Source organism: Yersinia thracica (assembly GCF_902170565.1).
Classification (GTDB): domain Bacteria; phylum Pseudomonadota; class Gammaproteobacteria; order Enterobacterales; family Enterobacteriaceae; genus Yersinia; species Yersinia thracica.
Genome location: NZ_CABHXX010000100.1, coordinates 23,373 through 43,857, shown reverse-complemented (window position 1 = coordinate 43,857; position 20,485 = coordinate 23,373). Strand labels below are relative to the sequence as shown.

The following is a 20,485-nucleotide window of genomic DNA, read 5'->3' as shown; positions in this document are numbered from 1 at the left end:
AGCTATTGCCCCTGACGGGCAGCTTTCGCCATCATTTTCTTCAATGCATGGGACACCGCAACAAAACCAAAAGTCGCGGTGACCATGGTGGCCGAGCCAAAACCTGAAGTGCAATCCATTTTTTTCGGCCCTTCAGCAGTGCTGCGCGATGCACACACCGAACCATCACTCTGCGGGTAAACTAAGGGTTCACTGGAGAAAACACAGTCAATACCCAATTTACCTTTGCTATTTTTCACCACGTTAAAATCATTTTTCAGTCTTTCACGTAACTTCGCGGCTAAAGGATCTTGAATCGTTTTCGCCAAATCCACTACCTCAATGCGAGTTGGATCGATCTGTCCACCAGCACCGCCCGTCACCACCACTGGGATTTTATACCGACGACAATAAGACAGCAGTGCTGCTTTGGGGCGCACACTATCAATGGCATCAATAACATAGCTAAAATTTTTATCTAAAAGCTCCGCAACATTATCCGCAGTAATAAAATCATCAATACACGTCACTTTGCATTCAGGATTGATAGCCAGAATACGTTCAGCCATAACTTCTGTTTTAGCCTGTCCGACATTGCTCCGTAAAGCATGAATCTGGCGATTGGTATTCGTGACGCAAACATCATCCATATCAATTAATGTAATCGCACCAATCCCAGTACGCGCCAGTGCTTCAGCCGCCCATGAACCCACGCCACCAATACCGATGACACAAATATGCGCCTGCGAAAAAAGTGTGAGTGCCTGCTGCCCATAAAGGCGAGCAATACCACCAAAGCGCTGTTGGTAAGCTTCTGAATAGGTGGTGCTCATAGACTTGTTACCTTCATAACTTATTACCTTTATAACCTGGAAAAATAATACGAATACAAAAGCGGCCAATTGGCCGCCTGAGAAATCTTGAGTTTTACCGCTGCCACCACTAGATTACTGATTCTTCACTAATAGAGAAGAACCATTGCCGGATGGAGGGGTTGTTTTCCCCCCTTGATAAGCGGTAAATAGCGGCCCATTACTTTGCGCATTTTTTAACACCCAAACACGTCCATAATGGTTGTAGAAACCAGCGGCCTGACCCGCTTCATGCCCAATCCCTTGATAGATATCAAAATGCTGGCCTTTAATTGCGCCACCCACATCCAGCGCCACCATCAAGCGCATCTGATATTGGCCGGTGAATTTTCCCTGATTATCCAATAAGGGAACTTCCGCCAACAGTGTAGTGCCCGGTGGAATCAGTGAACGGTCAGAGGCGACCGAAGCTTTAGCAATCAATGGAACCGCACTGGCTCCTTTCACCGGCGCATACATTTCCGGTTTAAAGAAGACAAAGGACGGATTCTGCTCTAATAACTCTCTGACTTCAGCTTCGCTGTGAGTGTCAGCCCAATGGCGGATGGCTTGCATCGACATATCCGCTTTAGCGACTTCACCGCGGTCAATCAGCACTTTGCCGATACTGCGGTAAGCATGCCCATTTTTACCCGCATAGCCGAAGAAAGTCAGTGGCCGCCCATCACCGTAGTCAACATAGCCGCTCCCCTGCACTTCCATCATAAAATTATCCACCAGCGAATTGGTGTACGCGATAATTAAATTATTTTTATCCAATGCGCCTGAATATATAGCCGCACGATCGGGTAGACGGCGCTTTCCTTTAGCAGGCATACGATAAAGTGGATGGCGGAATTCGCCTTGCGGTGTATAGCGGGCTTGCAGTACCGGCGTGTAGTAACCGGTAAATTGTACATTACCGAAATTATCCACCCCTTCCATCTGATAGGCATTCAGACCAAACAGACTTAGCTTACTGGTATCGGCCCCGGCTAACATCCAGTTTTCAACTGCATTAAAGGTGCTGCTGTTGCGGTTATACAGACCTGGTGAAGATTGGTTAATCACTTTCACCTGATCAGAAAAATCTTTGGCGTTGACTGGCTTACCTGTTGCGTGTGGTTCATTCACCAACTCTAGTGGATGCTCCAGACGCCCATCTTTATATTGCTGCCCACGATCGGTTGGCCGAGATTGGCAACCAGCCAAAACAGCAATCATTATTCCACTCAGTAGGTATTTGCCCCAACGACTTGTCATTTCACGCCTTCTCTTCTCTTACTTATTTTATCTACTGGCGAACGATAACAAACGCCTATAGATAAAGGAATCAGCATGCAGAAAAAAATCCCCTGACGCCATTGTGGGGAAAAAGGAAACAGATAGTTGATAAATTAATCGAAAAACCCTATTTACCCTAATTAAGTGGCAAAACTACTTGCAACAGATCTCATCCAGAGTATAGTGCGCTCAATCGGACGCGGGGTGGAGCAGCCTGGTAGCTCGTCGGGCTCATAACCCGAAGGTCGTCGGTTCAAATCCGGCCCCCGCAACCAATTCTTAATCATTTCATATCGCCATCAGACACCCTCCAGGGTGTTTTTTTGTTTCTGGCTTATACCCGTCATACTTCAAGCCGCATGTGCGTTGGCTGCTTTCGTTAACCCGAATCATTGACTGACGTCAACTCATCGGGATTATCTCAGTTGCCGCCTTCCTGCAACTCGAATTATTTAGGGTATATTTCAATTAATAGCAACATCCATTCATTAAAGTCGGGCCATCGCCCCACCATTAGCAAAATAAGCTTTGATACCGGCAAAGATGGATTCAGCCACTTGCTGCTGAAAATGGCTGGTTCGCAACTTTCTCTCTTCTTCCAAATTACTGATAAATGCCGTTTCCACCAAAATTGATGGAATATCAGGCGCTTTCAAGACGGCAAAGCCCGCTTGATCAACACGGTTTTTGTGGAGTTTATTAATTTTCCCCATACGATTCAGCACTTCTTTACCAAATTTCAGGCTGTCATTGATAGTCGCCGTTTGCAGTAAATCAATCATGGTATGGTCGAGATAGCGATCACCACTCTTGCTGACCCCGCCAATCTGGTCTGACTCATTCTGTGTTTGTGCCAAGAAACGCGCAGCGGTACTGGTTGCTCCTTTGGTTGATAGCGCAAAGACAGAGGAGCCTCTAGCGGCCTGGCTGGTAAAGGCATCGGCATGGATCGAAATGAATAAATCCGCACGAAGCTTACGGGCTTTAGCTACCCGCACTTTCAAAGGAATAAAGACATCTTCATTGCGAGTCATAAATACCCGCATATTCGATTCTTTCTTGATTAAAGCCTGCAATCGACGGGCAATTTGCAGCACAATATCTTTCTCTCGAGTTTTATTACGGCCAATAGCCCCAGGATCTTCCCCGCCGTGCCCTGGATCCAACATGATAACAATCGGCCTATCTCGCCCAGCTTTACCGGCTTTGGGTGCTTCCACAGGTAAAGTGCGCTCCACATTGCCTTTATTGTAATCTTCTAATAGTGCCAGCAACGGATCATCTTCAGCCGAGGTTTTCCCTTCTTGCGGATAAAGATCCACCACCAAGCGATTCCTAAACTCAGCAAAAGGTTTAAGAGTAAAAAGTTGTGGGCTAATACTTTGCTTCAACTCCAAAACCAGCCGAACAGTATTTTTATCAAACTGCCCTACCCGCGCCTGCTTGAGGTAAGGGTCACCAGACTGAACTTGCTTGGTAATCTCTTTTAGTACGCTATTGAGATGTACGCCTTCAATATCAACCACAATCCGGTCCGGATTCGTCAACGCAAATTGACGATACTTAAGCGGTGTATTGGATTCCAGCGTTACCCGAGTATAGGTTGAAGAGGGCCAAATCCTGACGGCAATAATATGTGAAGAAGCAGCAAATCCAACCCGGCTGACACTCAGTAGCCAGGCTGCAGCAGCACCGTGTAGTAGACGGCGACGCCCAGAATTATGATTTGAATCTGCCATGTAACTCCAAAGTAACGACCAAAATATGAATAAAAATAGAACAAAAAAACTCACGAGGAAAAACTTTAACGAATCGATCCCATGCTGTCATTAGAAAAACATTTTTATGTGATTCAACTTATTAATACAGATACGCCATACATATGCATTTAATAGCAATTTCTTGCTTGCCATCTTGGTCAAAAAAGAATAAAAATACAAAAATACCGAATAAAAATTCAAAGAGGATCTGCCGTGAAGGAACGTAGTACAGAACTGGTCCAGGGATTTCGTCACTCAGTTCCCTATATCAATGCGCACCGCGGCAAGACATTTGTTGTCATGCTCGGTGGCGAGGCGATTGAGCATGAAAACTTTTCTAGTATCGTTAACGATATAGGCTTATTGCATAGCCTTGGGATCAGGCTGGTTGTGGTATATGGCGCTCGTCCACAAATCGACAACAATCTGGCACAGCATCACTACGAACCTATTTATCACAAGCATACCCGAGTCACTGATGCCCGGACGTTAGAAATGGTCAAGCAGGCGGCGGGTTTATTGCAATTGGATATCACCGCAAGATTATCAATGAGTTTGAATAATACCCCGCTCCAGGGCGCGCATATCAATGTGGTCAGCGGCAACTTTATTATTGCTCAGCCCTTGGGTGTCGATGATGGTATAGATTATTGCCACAGCGGCCGTATCCGCCGCATCGATGAAGAAGCGATTCATCGCCAATTAGACAATGGCGCTATTGTGTTGCTAGGTCCAGTTGCAGTGTCAGTAACCGGCGAGAGCTTTAATCTGACCTCGGAAGAAGTGGCGACTCAGCTAGCTATCAAACTGAAAGCTGAAAAAATGATTGGTTTCTGCTCATCTCAAGGGGTGACAGATAACGAAGGCAATATTATTTCAGAGCTGTTCCCGAATGATGCACAAAAACGGATTGAAGATCTGGAGCAAGAGGGTGATTACAACTCGGGGACGGTGCGTTTTCTGCGTGGAGCAGTGAAAGCTTGCCGCAGTGGAGTGCGCCGCAGCCATTTACTGAGTTATCAGGAAGATGGGGCGCTGGTACAAGAACTGTTCTCCCGTGATGGTATCGGTACTCAGATTGTGATGGAGAGTGCGGAACAAGTTCGTCGCGCCACCATTAATGATATTGGCGGCATATTGGAGCTGATTCGCCCGCTGGAGCAACAAGGCATTTTGGTGCGCCGTTCACGCGAGCAGCTTGAAATGGAGATAGACAAGTTCACCATTATCGAGCGGGATAATTTGACCATCGCCTGCGCCGCGCTTTATCCCTTCCCCGAAGAACAAATCGGTGAAATGGCCTGTGTCGCAGTACATCCGGATTATCGCAGTTCATCCCGAGGGGAAATGCTGTTAAAACGGGTCGCCAATCAGGCGCGGCAAATGGGCCTTAAAAAGCTGTTTGTGTTAACTACCCGCAGTATTCACTGGTTCCAAGAGCGCGGTTTTACTCCCGCCGAAGTTGATGTGTTACCGATTCAGAAGCAAGAATTGTATAACTATCAACGCCGCTCAAAGATTCTGCTGGCAGATTTATAATCTGAAGGGGCATTCGCCCCTTCAATATTTTCAGGTCAATTGATTCAGCCGTTCTACCAAGCCGCTAACACGAAGTGTGGGTGTGCGGATCGCTTGGCTCAATACCGTATCACTGCAATACAATGTCAAACGCTGGCGGGCGCGGGTAATGGCGGTATAAACCAATTCGCGAGTTAACACTGGCATGAACGTATTGGGTAAAACCAATGCCGTATGTTCAAATTCCGAACCTTGAGATTTATGTACCGTCATGGCATAAGCGGTTTCATGGCTGGGAAGACGGCTCGGTTGCACGGATTTTATATTGCCGTCTGGTAATTGGAAATGCACCCGTAGCTCCCCCTCACTGTCATACAAAGCAATGCCAATATCACCGTTGAATAAACCCAGTGCGCTGTCATTCAGCCCTATCATCACCGGCCTGCCAACATACCAACGCCCCGATGGCCCTGGCGTTCGCTCAATTAACCGCTTGCGGTGCAATAGCTGCTCAATGCGCTCATTTAACCCACTGACACCAAATGGCCCAGACCGTAATGCACACAGTAGTTGATAGCGCCCAAATGCGGCCAGCACCTCAACCGCATCAGCACCTGCGGCGGCCAGTTCGAGATAGTGCTGATAGCCCGCAACACAGTCTTCCAGCAATACCTGATAATCATCTGAATCTGCCAGAGAGAAATTTTCAATATCGGAATATGCGCCATTTAAAACGGATAATGCATCTCGATACCTTCCGGCATTAACTGCTAAAGCAAGCTGCCCAATCCCAGATTTTTCATCGAAGCGATAGCTTTTCCGCAGCAAACACAAACTATCACGGACATTAACTGTATCTGTCTGCACATCACCAATCGGGATATTTCCCGCCAATGTGCATCCGGTTAAGCGAGTTAGTTGCTCTGCCCGTGATTCACTGTAACCCAACTCAGCAAAGCGGCATATATCGCCCAGCACTGCCCCTGCTTCTACCGAAGCCAATTGGTCACGGTCACCGAGAAAAATCACCTGAGCTTTGGCTGGTAATGCTGCAATTAGCCGCGCCATCATAGGTAAATCCACCATTGATGCTTCATCGACCACCAGCACATCAAGGTTTAGGGGGTTACCACGGTGATAACGTAGACGCTGACTGTTAGGTTGCGCCCCCAACAAACGGTGCAATGTGGATGCCTGGTCGGGGAATAACTTGCGTTCATCGTCAGTCAGTGAGAGTTGGCGAATAGCTTTACCCAGTGATTCCGTCAAGCGCGCAGCAGCTTTACCTGTGGGTGCGGCAAGTTGAATACGCAAGCGTTGCCCTTGGCTAAGTTGTATCAGCGCGGTCAATAACTTGGCAACTGTAGTCGTTTTTCCCGTCCCCGGCCCACCGGAAATCACGGAAATACGGCGGGTAGCTGCAACAGCGGCAGCCAATTTTTGCCAATCGACCTCAGTGCCCGCAGGCCCAAATAGGCGGTCGAGCGTCTCTCTTAATAATGTTTCGTTGACGTCTCTGGCATCGTTGATAAATGACGCCGTATTGTCGCTGGCCATAAAACGCACCACATCCCCTTCGTATTGCCACATCCGTTGTAGATACAAACGGTCATTTTGCAAAACTAGCGGTGTGGGCTGAGTGCCATCACTCACTGCTGGGGAGTTATTGAGTGTTTGTATCCAATGTAATTGATCCGGCGCACCCATTGCCTGCCACAGCGCTTGCGCTAATGCTGGCTGTCGCCCGCCAAATAGCTTTTCTGGCTGCAAATAACTGAGTGGCAGACATACATGCCCAGCACCCGCTTCAGCACTGAGAACAGCCGCTGCCAATTGCATCATAGGGTCATTATCACCGGCTATCATTCGTGAGAACTGAACATCCAGCGGACGTAGTAAGTGGTCACGAACCGACTGCTCCAGTAACGTCATCATATTGATGTGCCCTCACTGGTCATAGCAATTCCACTGTTATCACTAATGTACGGTTCTACCTCACGACCACTGAATAAACAGTCCATTCTTTCAATCAGCGCCCATTCAGGACGGCAACTAAAAATACCATTCCCCGGATGTTGGCTATCAATGCCACGCAGGAAGAGATAAATGACACCACCAAAGTCGCGCTGATAGTCATAATTACCCAGCCGATGGCGTAAATAGCGATGTAATGCCAAGGTATAAAGCTGATATTGCAAGTCATAGCGATGCTCTGTCATTGCTTGGGCCATCGCCTCATTGGTATAAGCGCTGCTGTCTTCCCCCAGCCAGTTAGACTTATAATCCAACAAGTAATATTTCCCCTGCCAACAGAAAACCAAGTCAATAAATCCTTTGAGCATCCCGCGGACTTGCTGAAAATCCAACGCAGGGCATTGACGGGAAAGTGGGTCATACTGCTTGATTAAGATATCTAACTCTCGGGCTTGCAGCAGCGCATCTATCGGCAAATAAAATTGCAACTCGGCCTGCTTACTCTGTGGGGTCAATTCCGCCAATGTCACGCCGGTTTCATTCAGAGGAGTTTGTACAATGTCATTTAACCATTGATACAACATGGGTGACCACTGCTCGCCAAAACCTTGTTGCTGAAGTTGCTCCGTCAACCCGTCTGGCTCAATAGGCTGGCTAAAATCCAAGGGTTCGAGTAAATCATGCAGGAAAGTCCCAGGGGCTGCGCCGCGAGGGAAAGTATGAGGGGTTAACTGGCTCTCACTGATTGATGCTTGCTCACCAACGGCATCAGTATCCAGCCGTGGTAATAATTCCTGTAATGGCACATTCAACGCTGGTGATACCCCACTTTTACTCGAACCATGCTGCTGTAGACCGGAATAGCTGGTGACTCGCCAAAAATCGTGTATTTGGCGGTTAAACTGGCGGGCAGCAAGGGCTGGTAACTCTTCCGGCAGTGGATGCCAAGGCGTTTCGTCTAGTTGCCCTGCTTGCGAAACAGAAATATCCCCACTGGCCAGGGTCGCTAACTCTGCGAGCTTGTCAGCAAGATACTGCGCATCTCCCGCATGGCCTTGTTGCACCAAATAGCCTAGTGCGCTGAGATGCATATCACTTTCACCCTGTTTTTTTCGCCCCCCTTTAATCAGCGGAGCAATACCTATACTGCAATGATAAACCGCGCGGGTGAGTGCGACATATAGTAACCGTAAATCTTCTGCCAGCCGCTCTTCTTCCGCCAAAGCCTGACTCTCTTCATCGGCGTTCAGGTCAAGTAAGGCCTCAAAACTGTGACGATCATGGTAAAAAACGTCCTGCTGTTGGCGGAAATTACCCACAAAAGGTAACCATACCAGCGGGTATTCCAGCCCTTTCGATTTATGGATAGTTATCACCCGCACCAAATGACGATCACTTTCCAAACGTAATTGTTGGTTATCAGACTGATGATTCGGCTGGGCTATTTGTTGTGCCAACCAACGGATTAGTGCGTGCTCACTATCAAGCTGCGATGCGGCTTCTTGTAATAACTCTCCCAGATGCAGCAAATCTGTCAGCCGCCGTTCACCGCCCTGAGTTGCTAACAAGTTTTCAGCTAAATGGCGATGAGCCATAATCTCCCGCAGCATCGGGAGCACGCCACGCCGCTGCCAATGTTGGCGGTAGCCATCGAACTCATCAACTAAAGCATCCCAAGCCCGCTCATCGTGATTCAATCCATCCAGCATTTGCGCATCTAGCCCCAGCATGCTGGTCGCCATGGCACTGCGTAATGCCCGTTCCTGTTCAGGAGCCAGAACGGCCTGCAATAGCCACAGTAGATCTTTGGCCTCTGCGGTATCAAATACGCTGTCACGATTAGATAAATAAACAGATGGGATAGCCAATGCGCTCAAAGCATCGCGCACTAATCCCGCCTCTGCCCGGCTACGCACTAATATCGTGATATCTGATGCCTGAACCGGCCTTGAGCCTGTGGCCGTCACTAATTGGGCTAATCCCTGCTGGCCTGAGGTGAGCCAGTCACGGATTTGGGCAGCACACTGTCGTGCCATTAATTGTTGGTACTCACTAACCCCGACGCCCTCACCCGGCTGCAACCAGAAAGAAATAGCTGGCTGCTTTTTCCCTTTTATTTCAAATGACAACTGTTTGTTTTTTTGCGCGGGAGCCACATTTATAAAGGGAATTTGTTTAAACAAAAAAGGAATGTCGACCAAACAAAAAAGACGATTGACTGATTGCACCATCGGGAAAGATGAGCGCCAGTTAGTCTCTAGTGTGTAGTGGGCACTGACTTCCGAACGAGCCCGAATATAAGTGAAAATATCAGCACCACGGAAAGCATAAATAGCTTGTTTAGGATCCCCAATCAGCAATAAGCCACACTCTTCTTGCCCACCATAAAGTGTGTGAAAAATACGGTATTGCTGTGGATCGGTATCTTGAAACTCATCAATCATTGCGACGGGATAACGAATGCGAATAGATTGAGCTAACAATTCCCCGCCCGGTTGCTGCAATGCTGCATCCAATTTACTGAGCAGATCATCAAAACCTAATTCTGCTCGCTGCCGTTTTTCTTGCTGTACAGAGGCTCGTATTTCACTGATAGCTCTGGCTAAAATCAGATCTCTGAGTGTCAGAGGTTGCTCGAATATACGGTCTATAGCATTGAATATATCGTGCTGGGGAGCTTCCCCTTTTTTGGTTTTTTCAAATAATACTGACTGCCGAAATTTTTCTAACTCTTTGGGTAACTGATAATCGCCGGTTTCTTGCTCCGCCCAGATACCGACCTTTTCCAACCAATTAGGTAAATATCGGGCACTATAACTGCGTTTATCGACACCAGACCCGCTAATCAGCGCCTCTAACTCCGGGGCTGCTGCGCGCCATTGTGCTTTGACTGTATCAATTAGTTCAACTATCTGCTGATGTCGGCTGAGTATCGTTTCATCATCGCCGGGGGCTTGCCGAAATGTTGGCGTTTCCCCCTGTAAATAAGCAGAAAGATCCTTGAGTAAGGCCTCTGGTCCGCTCCACTCTTGGCTAACCGCCCTGGCGATAGCCAGAGGGAGCGGATAGCAATGACGCCGCCAGAAATCGGCGCAAGCTTGCCGGCGTAATGGCTGTTCATCCTGCACCAAAGTTTGTTCAAATAAGATGCCAGATTCAAAAGCATTGTTAGCCAACATACGCTGACAAAAACCGTGAATAGTATAAATTGCGGCTTCATCCATCTGGCGCTCAGCCGCCAAGAGATCTGCGGCTGCTTTATTCAAATCGGTAATTTCCGCAAGTAAATCCTTATGCATCGGGTCATCACTGACTCCCCGTACGCAGGCGATACGCAACTCATGAATATTGTCACGAATTCGCCCTCTCAATTCTTCAGTTGCCGCCTCGGTAAAGGTCACTACCAAGATTTCTTCGACCATGAGCGGGCGACGAAACGCCGCCTCTCTACCTAATCCAAGCAGCAATCTGAGATAAAGAACCCCGATGGTAAAAGTCTTACCTGTACCGGCTGAGGCCTCAATTAGCCTCTCGCCATACAAGGGCAGCGTTAGCGGCTCCAGCCGTTGAGGAGTCATTGATGTCATGGAGCCAATACCTTCTGCGGCAAGGTTGCTTGCAAGGCTGAAGTTGTTGGGTAGGTCGTCCATCCTTTAAGCACCGCATACCCTCCCTCAGTTTGTCCTTGGCCTTTAACCTGAGAAAGCAGCGCCAAACCTTGTGGTTTGATAACAGCTTGCTGGAAGAAATCCGCCAATGCAGGGTTTGTCAGCAGCTTCACTTGAGTAATCATTTTCTCACGGCTATCAAAGGCAAAATTATTGCGATTGAAATCATTACTATAACGGCTGGCTTCTTCATCCAGCGTTTGTGGACGTTGCAGTAATTGGTTAATGAGTGCCTGTTTGTATTGTTCAAAATCAGCCGGTTTCATTTCACGCAACCGCTTCTCAGCTTGTGGATAGAACACCAGATAGCGCTGGTAAAGATAATCAGGCTGTTTGCTATTACTTTGCAGTAAGAAACCTAAGCCCCATTGACGCCCAACTGACATTGGGAAGGCAAATACCGCGTAGCCGAGTTGCTCTGCTGTGCGAAGTTGATCATAGAACCACGGCTGAACAATTTGTCCCAGCAATGCACTGCGCGCCATGCCCTCAATTTCTGTATAGCCGGTCGGTACATAGACGGCCGCCAGAGCCGCATCTGAGCTGCTGCCAATCCGTTCCATGTTGGCAAGCTGAGCTTTATCAACAATAACATCCTCACCAGTCCACCAGGTTGTCCCAGTCAAGTTGAGCTGTTTTTTCAATGAGTCAGTCAGAGAAATTACCTGCTGGGCAGTCATATTACCCACTGCCAATACTTCTACCGCAGACTGTTTTAGCAAGTCATCACGGTAGGTTATGACATCTTGCACACTGATGGTGTCTAGCAATTTACGCCGCTCGCTACGTTCTGCATAAGGAACATGAGACAGTAATTTGGCCGGCTGAATTGCCAGCTCATAAGCTTTGCCTTTCTCGGCAACTTCCAGTTGTTCACGATACCAAGACTTAGCCTGTGCCAATCTCTCTTTTGTCGGAGTGAAACTGGAGTAGCCCTCCACCAAAGAAGTCAGCAACTGCGGCATCCGCTGAGTGAAGCCATTCGCACTGACATACAAACCATTATTCGGCGCAGTAGAGAAGCTAATCCCACCGATTGAGGCCTGATAACTCAGCTCATCGAGTGATAAGCCGGCCAAATAATCAGTCAAAGCAAAAAGAACCTGATGACGGGCAGTATCCAGAGCATGGGGATTACGGAAAGCCACAGAAATATCGGCTTTCGGCTCGTCAGCAAAATACTGGCTTGGCATATAGAACACACGTAGCCCCGGTTGCTCTGCTACTTGCTGTGGTTGAGTGATATTTTTATCAGCTTTGATTAAGGAGAAATCATCCGGAATATAGGGGTTCAGTGCCGGTAAACTCAATGTGATGTCTTTCCCCAACTTTTGCCATTCTTGCATCTCTTGCGGGCTGATTTTATTGACCTGATAAGGGGCATCAACAAAATAGGCTACTTTATTGTGGGGTTCTTCTGGGCTGACAAACCAAATACGAGCATTTTCCGGTGTCATTTCAGCCAGTCGCGCAGCAATAGCTTTCGGATCATAGTGATCAGCCAGATAAGGGGCATCCAGTACATGCGCGACAGGCACCCGCAACATCATGTCGACCAGCCACTCGATGTAATCCATATCCCGAGTGATTGAGGGGTAGCGGAAATCCAAATTCAATACATGAGCAATTTCATCGAAATAGCTCTTTTTAATACCATCTTTGTGCAGCATGTTGATGTAATCAAAAATAGCGGCCACCACGACATCACGGTTAGCCAGGCCTTTATCTGTGAGTGATACAGAAATGGAGAATACACCGCCATTTCTATCCACCATCGGGTCAGCACCAGCATTGATGGCATCTGCCAGCCCTTGTTTTTGCAACCAGTCAGACAAGGTATCTTTGCTACGATTACCTATTAAATAGCTAATATAGGTATCTGTTTTACTGCGAAATTCTGCACTGTTATTTTCAATGCGGAATTCTACTTTTAGCTGCTTGCGAGGTTGAGCAGGAACATAATGAATAATAATGCCGGTTTGATCCGGAGTGACCGCAGGTACTGTAATTGCGGGTACTTTTGCACCCCGATTAGGGATTCGACCAAAGGTATCAGCGGCTAATTGTGCCAACTTATCTAAGGACTGATTGCTATACAGCACGCCCACCATCAGGTTAGCTGAGTAATAATGGTGATAGAAGCTCAGCAGCTCATCATGTAATTTGCCGTCTGGTTTATCTTTCAGTGTGTCCAGATTGCCGCCGGAAAAACGCGCACTGGGGTGAGCCGGATTTAAGGTTTCCGCATTCACTTGGGCCATACGCATACCATCGCGGGAACGGGCCATCGTCAATTCAGCATTTACCGCATTACGTTCACGGTCGGCATTAATGGGGTCTAACAGCGGCTCAGCAATTGCATCAGCCAAACGGTCAACCGCCGGGGCCAATGCATCATTTTCAATTTCAAGATAATAAGCGGTTCGATAAGAAGCTGTGCTCGCGTTATGGCTACCACCATGTTTTTTCAAGAATTCAGAGAAGCTGCCGGGTTCAGGGAAACGTTTAGAGCCCATCAGTAACATATGTTCTAAATAATGAGCTAATCCCAACTGATTATTAGGATCTTCCAGAGATCCCACAGGCAATGCCAAGGCAGCTAAGGATTTAGGTGCTTGCTCATCAGAAACCAACAACACGGTCATACCATTAGGCAATTTTATTGCCTGATATTTGCGCAAGTCGTGTTCACTTTTGTGAATAGCTTCTGCCAGTGGTTGCCATGCAGGAGTATCAGCCCAACTCAGTGGAACCAGCAAACCTAATAAGAAAAATATGCCAATAATGCGGGCAAACTGTTTATGCATTCCGTTTCTCCCCTAACCCCTTAAAGTTGCCGCTAAAACGCGTATCCGGCTTCTTGTATACAATATGTATGAAAATCTTGTTTAGTCATGCGCAGCTATCACGCCTTATTATGGCGGGCTATTGGTAATAAATAACGTTCAGTTTCATGTAATATCGTGTCGAGATGTTGGTTATCCATCAGGCGGAATACCCTTTGTATATAGTTATCCTCACTTTCCCCGGCAATCCGTTGGTCACCTTGCCAAACCTGTAAAAGTTTCATTCGAGCTTTGGTTTGTGTTTCTTCATCCCACAAAATTTGACCAGATTCACGATCAAAACACTGACTCAACCAAGCCCAGCCACTTTTACTCAGCAACAATAAAGGTTCGCACATACCTTGCTGATAGCCACTGATTAGCTGCTGTAAATATTTCCGTGCTTCATCACAATCCAGTGAGGCATAACGCCATGCGGTTCCTTTGCGGCCATACATCCGGCTTTCACCCTCACCGCCTGCGGCGCAATACACCAAATGCTCAACCCACAACAAAAGCCCATCGACCGCAGTTAATGCCGCTGGCCGCCAACGAATTAAGCCGTCCTCCTGAATCTGATGAATCCATCCCGTAAGCGTGGTATCTCCAAATTCAATATTCAGCTCAATACTGTGACTCTCTTTACGTTCAGCACGAATTTGTTCAGCTAATGGCAGCATTTCCTCTTGCTGACTTTCCCAGTAAAGCTCACCGAAAGAACCATAAGGAAGGTTACCCGCCGCACGGGCACGGCTGAAAACAGTATTAATATCACTTTCTTCTATCAGCGCATCCAGTAGTTGAGTATTAAACTGATAGCGGTTGAGGTTATCTAAGATAAAAGGTTCTTCATCCGGTAACTCCGTTTCTTCAATAACGAAATTTACCCCCAGCCGACGTTGGAAAAATGCCCTCACAGGGTGGCGATAAAAACGGATTAATTCATCAAGAGTGATTTCAGGCAAAGGTTCGGGTGACAAAGGCTGATTAAATTCTGGGTGTGCCAATCCCGTGGATTCCGCAGAAGGTAGCCATTCAGCGGCATAACTCTGTAGCTCACTGTTTGGGATAAAATTTTCTGCTGCAAACGGCATTCGTGGATGCCAACATAGCAAATGCTCAATAACCCGTTTGGCACTGTCATCAGCACTGAACTCTTCATCACCAGGCAAGTGATAACTTTGCGAAATATATTCAATCAACTCACTAACCAGCACTGAAGGATAGCGTTTGCTGTTGTCTTGAATCGAGCGCCCGATATAGCTGATATAAAGCTGTTGCTGGGCAGAGAGTAATGCCTCCAGGAATAGGTAGCGGTCATCATCACGGCGGCTGCGGTCACCACGGCGAACCTGTTTAGCCATCAAGTCAAAGCCCAACGGCGGCAGGGTTCGTGGGTAAACACCATCATTCATCCCCAATAAGCACACCACTTTAAACGGGATGGAGCGCATAGGCATCAGCGTACAGAAATTGATGGGTCCAGCGAGGAAACGCTGGCTAATACGCTCATTATCCAGGCGCGAAGCCAGTTCATCCCGTAGCAGATTCAGTGGCACGATATCCGGATATTGAGCAGCAATACCATAGCTGATGACCTTCTGCCATTGCTGTTCAATCAGTACCAGCACCGCTTCCGTATCATTATCGGGTTCAAAGAAAGTATCTAATAATTGGCGACACAATGGCAGCCATTCACTGAGTGCGCGGGATTCACTTAATTGCTGCCGCCACTGACTCAGTTGCATCAACATATCTGCTAATTGCCCGGCCAGTTCAGCCGCCAAACCACTGGATTCATCATAGGGCAGAACCCCTTGCCAATCACCGGCAGTGCTATCCATGGCATAGCCGAGTAACATGCGGGTTATGCCAAAATGCCAGGTATGTTGGCCGGTGGCGGGCAGAGATAATTCACGCACATTGTCATCATCTAATCCCCAGCGGATACCGGACTCGCCAACCCATTGCCGCAAACGGCGCAATCCATCTTCAGTGATACCAAACTTATTGGCTAAAGCGGGCACTTCCAGCAGTGCTAATACCTGCTCAGAAGTAAAACGGCTCTGGGGCAAGTCGAGCAAAGTAATAAAAGCCTGAAGTGCGGGGTGAGCCTGGCTAGCCTTGCGGTCTGAAATTGCAAAGGGTACATAGCGCTCCCCGCTAGCATTACCAAATGTAGCCTGAATATAGGGGGTGTAGCTGTCAATATCTGCGACCATAACAATAATATCGCGCGGAGTCAGATCTGGAGAATCCTCCAATAACTTCAGCAAGTTATCTTGTAAAACTTCCACTTCGCGTTGTGGGCTGTGGCACACATGCAGGCTAAGGGAGCGGTCCCTGAGTTCCAAAACACGCTTTTGGTGACTATGGGCTAAGGTTTCTGGAGTGATGCCAATAATCGCGTGGTCTTCCAGCTCCAGCATGTCATGCTGAATACCATGTAAGAGATTATCCGGCTCAATATCAACAAAAGCATGAACCTCTTGGATTTCATCAACCTGAGATAATAAATACATGTGGTCACGACCAAGCCGCCCCCATGAGGCTAACAGCGGGTTACTAAGATTTTGCTCACCATCATCATTAAATAGCTGCTCGGCTTGTTCAGGGTGACGAAAGAGTTTTACTTCCGTCGACGCACTTTCAGCCGAATCACGATAATGCCTGCGTTTGCGGCTTTGTAATTTAGCCAAAAACGTATAATCCTGAATATCACCCCAGAAATAGCGGCATGGATTAGTAAACATCAAGTGAATATCAATGTGTTTACCCAGCGCTTGCAAGGCTTGTAAATAGATTGGGGGTAATGCAGATATGCCGCAAATGAATACTCGTTTGGGCAACCCTGCCGGGCAAACGTCTGATTCGAGAAGTGTGCGGATAAAACGCTGATAGAGATTGGCACGGTGCCATTCAGGTTGTTCTAACTGGCGAGTATAGCGAGTTAATTCGACCCATAGCAAAGCTTGCCACTGCTGAGCATCATCCAGATTATCAATCAATTGGCCTCGTTCCCAACTCTCCAGCCATTCTGGGCGATACACCAAATATTGGTCAAAAAGGTCGGCGACTCGTGCCGCCAGTTGGTGAATCTTACGTTTATCGTTATCGTCACTTAAATAGCGTTTCATCGCAGAAAACACCGGATTTTCCAGTAATTCCGGTAATAACCACATGAGTTTCCATGTCATTGCATCTTTGCTAAATGCGCTTTCTTTCGGAATACCGGGTAACACACGGGTAAACATGTCCCAGATAAAGGTAGCGGGCAGTGGAAACTCAATATTGGCTGCAATACTAAATTGTTGAGCCAATTGCATTTGCAGCCATTGAGCCATACCAGGGCTTTGAACAAGCACCACTTCTTGCTGGAAAGGATTATCCAACGGTTCTCGTTCTATCAGCGCAGTCGTTAGCGCTTTGAGTAAATCCAATTGATTAGAATGATAAACCGTGAACATGATGGCTCCCTTAAAACTCGATGAAGAATATCCATAAATGATTAAACCAACTGACCACCACTTGCGGATAAATCCTGAAGTTTAATACTCTAACTTGATAATGAGTGAGTGCAATAGGTTATCTTCATTATCATATTTATAGCTGCGTGGTTAGCCGCCCTCACTCACAATGCAAAACCACCGACTTAATTCTGCCTGCTGCTTAGATTGCATTTTCAGGATGAATGTAAACTCCGTACAGTCCCCATCAATTCGATTTATAAGCTGGTGATATTGCCAGTTAGGCTTCATTCCCGAGGTAAGCGCTTTGGTGGCTTCACCACCGCTACTTTCAATATGTTGATTAAGCAAAGACCACGCCTGGCGTTGCTGCCACAAAGAGGAAAAACCCTGCAAAAGTGCCTGATGGTATTGCAGTAACCCCAGGAGTGAGACCGAGAAAAAAAGTGCGGCAATTAAAACCTCTGGGAGACTAAACCCTTGTTGATAAATGGAATTCCCTAACTTTTTGGTATGTCGATATCCTACTAAAGACAAAATTGTACATCCTTATACGGGCAAAAATCTGACCAACCATGAGCAACCTTAACCAACCGATGTTCTCCTCTAGCCCCCTGGCTGGAATGCAGTTTGACACGTTGATAGAGCATCAGCGGCGATAGTATTCCGGGAGATTGACTCTCACCCCTGAGGATAAAAAAACCGGGCAGCGAGGCTGGTTTAAGACAGGCTTTTAAACCATATTGTAGGTGCTCATTGCAATGCCATGTTGAACTGGCCTGCCACGGCATACTGAATGACCACCTTTGCCCCGCCCCCCAATTCAATGATGATGCCGCCTGATTAAAGGCCCGTAAATGGTGCTGTTCCTCCGCTGTAATATGTTGAACATTATCCAATTGCCGGTGTAAAGCTGATAACAGAAATAAACCCAGAGAAAAAAGGGTAGCAACAGCAGCCAAGGTACTTGTTCCCCGTTGATGGTCACATCTCATAAATTATTCCCACGGATGGTATAACTCAGTTGCCGATGTATTGCCGGGTTACCGGTGTTTTGACCCGCCAGTTGCACGCGATAAACCTGACCCGGAGTTTGCTGCAGTAATGGCGTAACAGAAAAGTGCGTGATGGTGATGTTTTGTGGATCAAACAGTTTTTCCCAACCACTGCCAGAACAATTCAGCTCGCCGCGCTGACCTTCTAATGCTTTATTGCGTAGCCGGTAACCAAAGTATTCAGATTCCTGATGTTTCTCCCCTTCCCACCGACCATTGCGGTTGAGGTCATAAGCAACAATCAAGCAAGAGTTTGCCACTTCCCCTGGATAATGTTGTGTAGCAATCGCGTTGCCCTGGCACTCACCGTGACAAAATCCAGCCCGCCGCAGGTCTTTTTCCAGTACATCCATAGTCTGGCTCAGCGCTAACTCCAGATGATAGTGCTGTTGTAACTTTGTTATTTGCTTGTGTAACCGGGGGAAAGTCTGGGTGGCAGCCATAATAATCAAACTACCAACACTCAGCGCCAGCATCATTTCGGGCAGGGTAAAACCCGTAATACGTTTATGTGAAAAGTAACCTGATACGGCAGCCTCTGGTTTTTTTATCATTGCTAGCATAAATGAATACCCGATATTGATTGCTTATCGCTGCATAGCCTCATTCGCCCGCGACTAGAGATAATTAGCCGAATCCCCCCAGCCGGATTACTGAGCATTATATTTCCTGCTTGTGCCGTATTTCTTATACCAAAGAAACCCATTTCTTTTTTCAAAGGAATCGTAATAGAAACATCAAGATAAGGTGGAATAAACACTGAACTATCTAATGACGAACAGGGCATAACAGGCTTATCACCACTGCCTAAACACCCCTGACCCTCTTGCTGTACCCATAACAATGCCGTGTTGTTACTGCGATTAGTTTTGGCCTGTAAATGAGTTAGAAAGGCAAGTAGCTGACGAGCACTGTCCGCGAGCCTCTCCCGTTGCCGATAATGATGCCAATTTTGTCCCCCCCACACGGCCATAATGCCGGCTAAGGCAATGACTAACAGCAGCTCAATGAGGCTTATACCATTTTGTTTTTTAAGGATATTATTTTTATACATCGCAGTTTATTGAGCCGTAGGTTGGTTTTCATGGCGTGAGTTTACCTCGTGAAAGTTTGATATCCAGCAGCGGTTTACTCAGGCTGGAAGAGGTGCGCAAAGTTTTTTTATTGGCGACAGAGATACAAAAATGGGTGCGGCACAGCTCGCATTTTTACAACTGGGAGGATGATTGTAGTTAAGAGGATGATGGTAATTGAGAGGATAACCTGACCGGAGCCGTAATAGCTCCGGTCAGCAGATGAGATAGTTAGATAGCAATCGGCGCTTTAATGCCGGGGTGAGGGTCATACCCTTCAATTTCAAAATCGTCGAAACGATAGTCAAACAATGAATCAGGTTTACGTTTGATAATCAGCTTCGGTAATGCCCGTGGTTCGCGGCTCAATTGCAGATGTGTCTGATCAATATGGTTGCTGTATAAGTGCGTATCACCACCCGTCCAGACAAAATCCCCCACTTCCAAATCACATTGCTGCGCCATCATATGCACCAATAATGCGTAGCTGGCGATGTTAAATGGTAAACCGAGGAACACATCGCAAGAACGTTGATATAGCTGACAAGACAGCTTGCCATCAGCCACATAGAACTGGAAGAAAGCGTGGCATGGTGCCAAAGCCATTTGATCCAATTCACCGACATTCCATGCAGAAACAATGATACGGCGGGAGTTTGGGTCTTGCTTGAGCTGGTGCACCACTTTACTCAATTGGTCAATCTGGCGGCCATCAGCTGCGCCCCAGGCGCGCCATTGCTTACCATAAACCGGGCCAAGGTCACCGTTTTCATCCGCCCATTCATCCCAAATTGAGACATTATTTTCCTTCAGATAAGCAATATTGGTATCGCCATTGAGGAACCATAACAGCTCATGGATGATGGAACGTAAATGGCAGCGCTTGGTGGTCACCAGCGGGAAACCATCTTGTAAATTGAAACGCATCTGATGCCCAAAAATTGACACCGTCCCAGTACCGGTACGGTCATCTTTAGGAGTGCCTTCTTCCAGCACTTTTTTCATCAAATCCAGATACTGTTTCATGTTAC

General features: G+C 47.2%; 13 protein-coding genes and 1 tRNA gene. 2 read left to right on the top strand and 12 right to left on the bottom strand.

The features are described from left to right. Nucleotides 1-2: 2 nt before the first annotated feature. Both tcdA and mltA read right to left on the bottom strand, forming a co-directional pair. Nucleotides 3-812, bottom strand: coding sequence for a tRNA cyclic N6-threonylcarbamoyladenosine(37) synthase TcdA (gene tcdA, locus FTA91_RS15050; protein ID WP_145533873.1), 810 nt, complete (start codon nt 810-812; stop codon nt 3-5). A 114-nt stretch (nt 813-926) separates the two neighbouring features. Beyond that, nucleotides 927-2,093 carry a murein transglycosylase A gene (gene mltA / locus FTA91_RS15045; RefSeq protein WP_050113900.1) on the bottom strand — a complete coding sequence of 389 codons (1,167 nt, stop codon included), beginning with the start codon at nt 2,091-2,093 and terminating at the stop codon, nt 927-929. A 219-nt stretch (nt 2,094-2,312) separates the two neighbouring features. Here mltA and FTA91_RS15040 point away from each other — a divergent pair. After that, a tRNA-Met gene (locus FTA91_RS15040) sits at nt 2,313-2,389 on the top strand. Nucleotides 2,390-2,602: 213 nt separating this feature from the next. Here the strand turns inward: FTA91_RS15040 and amiC are convergent. After that, nucleotides 2,603-3,853: an N-acetylmuramoyl-L-alanine amidase AmiC gene (gene amiC, locus FTA91_RS15035; protein ID WP_050113899.1), complete on the bottom strand. Its 1,251-nt coding sequence runs from the start codon at nt 3,851-3,853 to the stop codon at nt 2,603-2,605. A gap of 234 nt (nt 3,854-4,087) precedes the next feature. Here amiC and argA point away from each other — a divergent pair, with 234 nt between their 5' ends. Further along, nucleotides 4,088-5,413 carry an amino-acid N-acetyltransferase gene (gene argA, locus FTA91_RS15030; RefSeq protein ID WP_145533868.1) on the top strand — a complete coding sequence of 442 codons (1,326 nt, stop codon included), beginning with the start codon at nt 4,088-4,090 and terminating at the stop codon, nt 5,411-5,413. Nucleotides 5,414-5,443: 30 nt separating this feature from the next. On the opposite strand, the gene recD is transcribed toward argA, so the two are convergent. The 9 genes from recD to thyA all read right to left on the bottom strand — a co-directional run bounded on the left by recD (nt 5,444) and on the right by thyA (nt 20,480). Beyond that, a complete protein-coding gene (gene recD / locus FTA91_RS15025; protein WP_408065631.1) occupies nt 5,444-7,324 on the bottom strand; it encodes an exodeoxyribonuclease V subunit alpha in 1,881 nt (626 codons plus the stop codon). Next, a complete protein-coding gene (recB, locus tag FTA91_RS15020) occupies nt 7,324-10,953 on the bottom strand; it encodes an exodeoxyribonuclease V subunit beta (RefSeq protein ID WP_145583559.1) in 3,630 nt (1,209 codons plus the stop codon). Before recB ends, recD begins: the two co-directional genes overlap by 1 nt. Continuing rightward, entirely contained in the window at nt 10,950-13,841 is a 2,892-nt protein-coding gene (gene ptrA, locus FTA91_RS15015) for a pitrilysin (protein WP_050113892.1), read from the bottom strand. The genes recB and ptrA overlap by 4 nt, the downstream gene beginning before the upstream one ends. Before the next feature lie 98 nt (nt 13,842-13,939). Further along, the gene (recC, locus tag FTA91_RS15010; protein WP_050113891.1) at nt 13,940-17,326 is read right to left on the bottom strand and encodes an exodeoxyribonuclease V subunit gamma; all 3,387 of its coding nucleotides are present in this window, start codon (nt 17,324-17,326) and stop codon (nt 13,940-13,942) included. A gap of 150 nt (nt 17,327-17,476) precedes the next feature. After that, the gene (locus FTA91_RS15005) at nt 17,477-17,863 is read right to left on the bottom strand and encodes a prepilin-type N-terminal cleavage/methylation domain-containing protein (RefSeq protein WP_050113889.1); all 387 of its coding nucleotides are present in this window, start codon (nt 17,861-17,863) and stop codon (nt 17,477-17,479) included. Further along, a complete protein-coding gene (locus tag FTA91_RS15000) occupies nt 17,854-18,321 on the bottom strand; it encodes a YgdB family protein (RefSeq protein ID WP_050113888.1) in 468 nt (155 codons plus the stop codon). Before FTA91_RS15000 ends, FTA91_RS15005 begins: the two co-directional genes overlap by 10 nt. Then, complete coding sequence (locus FTA91_RS14995) at nt 18,318-18,935, bottom strand: prepilin peptidase-dependent protein (protein ID WP_145533907.1); 618 nt, start codon at nt 18,933-18,935, stop codon at nt 18,318-18,320. Before FTA91_RS14995 ends, FTA91_RS15000 begins: the two co-directional genes overlap by 4 nt. 2 nt (nt 18,936-18,937) lie before the next feature. Then, nucleotides 18,938-19,435, bottom strand: coding sequence for a prepilin peptidase-dependent protein (locus FTA91_RS14990; RefSeq protein ID WP_050113884.1), 498 nt, complete (start codon nt 19,433-19,435; stop codon nt 18,938-18,940). A 250-nt stretch (nt 19,436-19,685) separates the two neighbouring features. Next, on the bottom strand, nt 19,686-20,480 hold the full coding sequence (gene thyA / locus FTA91_RS14985; protein ID WP_050113883.1) for a thymidylate synthase: 795 nt from the start codon (nt 20,478-20,480) through the stop codon (nt 19,686-19,688). Nucleotides 20,481-20,485 lie beyond the last annotated feature (5 nt).

Bases quoted from the DNA above. Each gene is read 5' to 3' on its own strand.
- tcdA (WP_145533873.1), bottom strand. From the start codon at position 812: ATGAGCACCACCTATTCAGAAGCTTACCAACAGCGCTTTGGTGGTATT.
- mltA (WP_050113900.1), bottom strand. From the start codon at position 2,093: ATGACAAGTCGTTGGGGCAAATACCTACTGAGTGGAATAATGATTGCT.
- amiC (WP_050113899.1), bottom strand. From the start codon at position 3,853: ATGGCAGATTCAAATCATAATTCTGGGCGTCGCCGTCTACTACACGGT.
- recD (WP_408065631.1), bottom strand. From the start codon at position 7,324: ATGACGTTACTGGAGCAGTCGGTTCGTGACCACTTACTACGTCCGCTG.
- recB (WP_145583559.1), bottom strand. From the start codon at position 10,953: ATGACATCAATGACTCCTCAACGGCTGGAGCCGCTAACGCTGCCCTTG.
- ptrA (WP_050113892.1), bottom strand. From the start codon at position 13,841: ATGCATAAACAGTTTGCCCGCATTATTGGCATATTTTTCTTATTAGGT.
- recC (WP_050113891.1), bottom strand. From the start codon at position 17,326: ATGTTCACGGTTTATCATTCTAATCAATTGGATTTACTCAAAGCGCTA.
- FTA91_RS15000 (WP_050113888.1), bottom strand. From the start codon at position 18,321: ATGAGATGTGACCATCAACGGGGAACAAGTACCTTGGCTGCTGTTGCT.
- FTA91_RS14995 (WP_145533907.1), bottom strand. From the start codon at position 18,935: ATGATAAAAAAACCAGAGGCTGCCGTATCAGGTTACTTTTCACATAAA.
- FTA91_RS14990 (WP_050113884.1), bottom strand. From the start codon at position 19,435: ATGTATAAAAATAATATCCTTAAAAAACAAAATGGTATAAGCCTCATT.
- thyA (WP_050113883.1), bottom strand. From the start codon at position 20,480: ATGAAACAGTATCTGGATTTGATGAAAAAAGTGCTGGAAGAAGGCACT.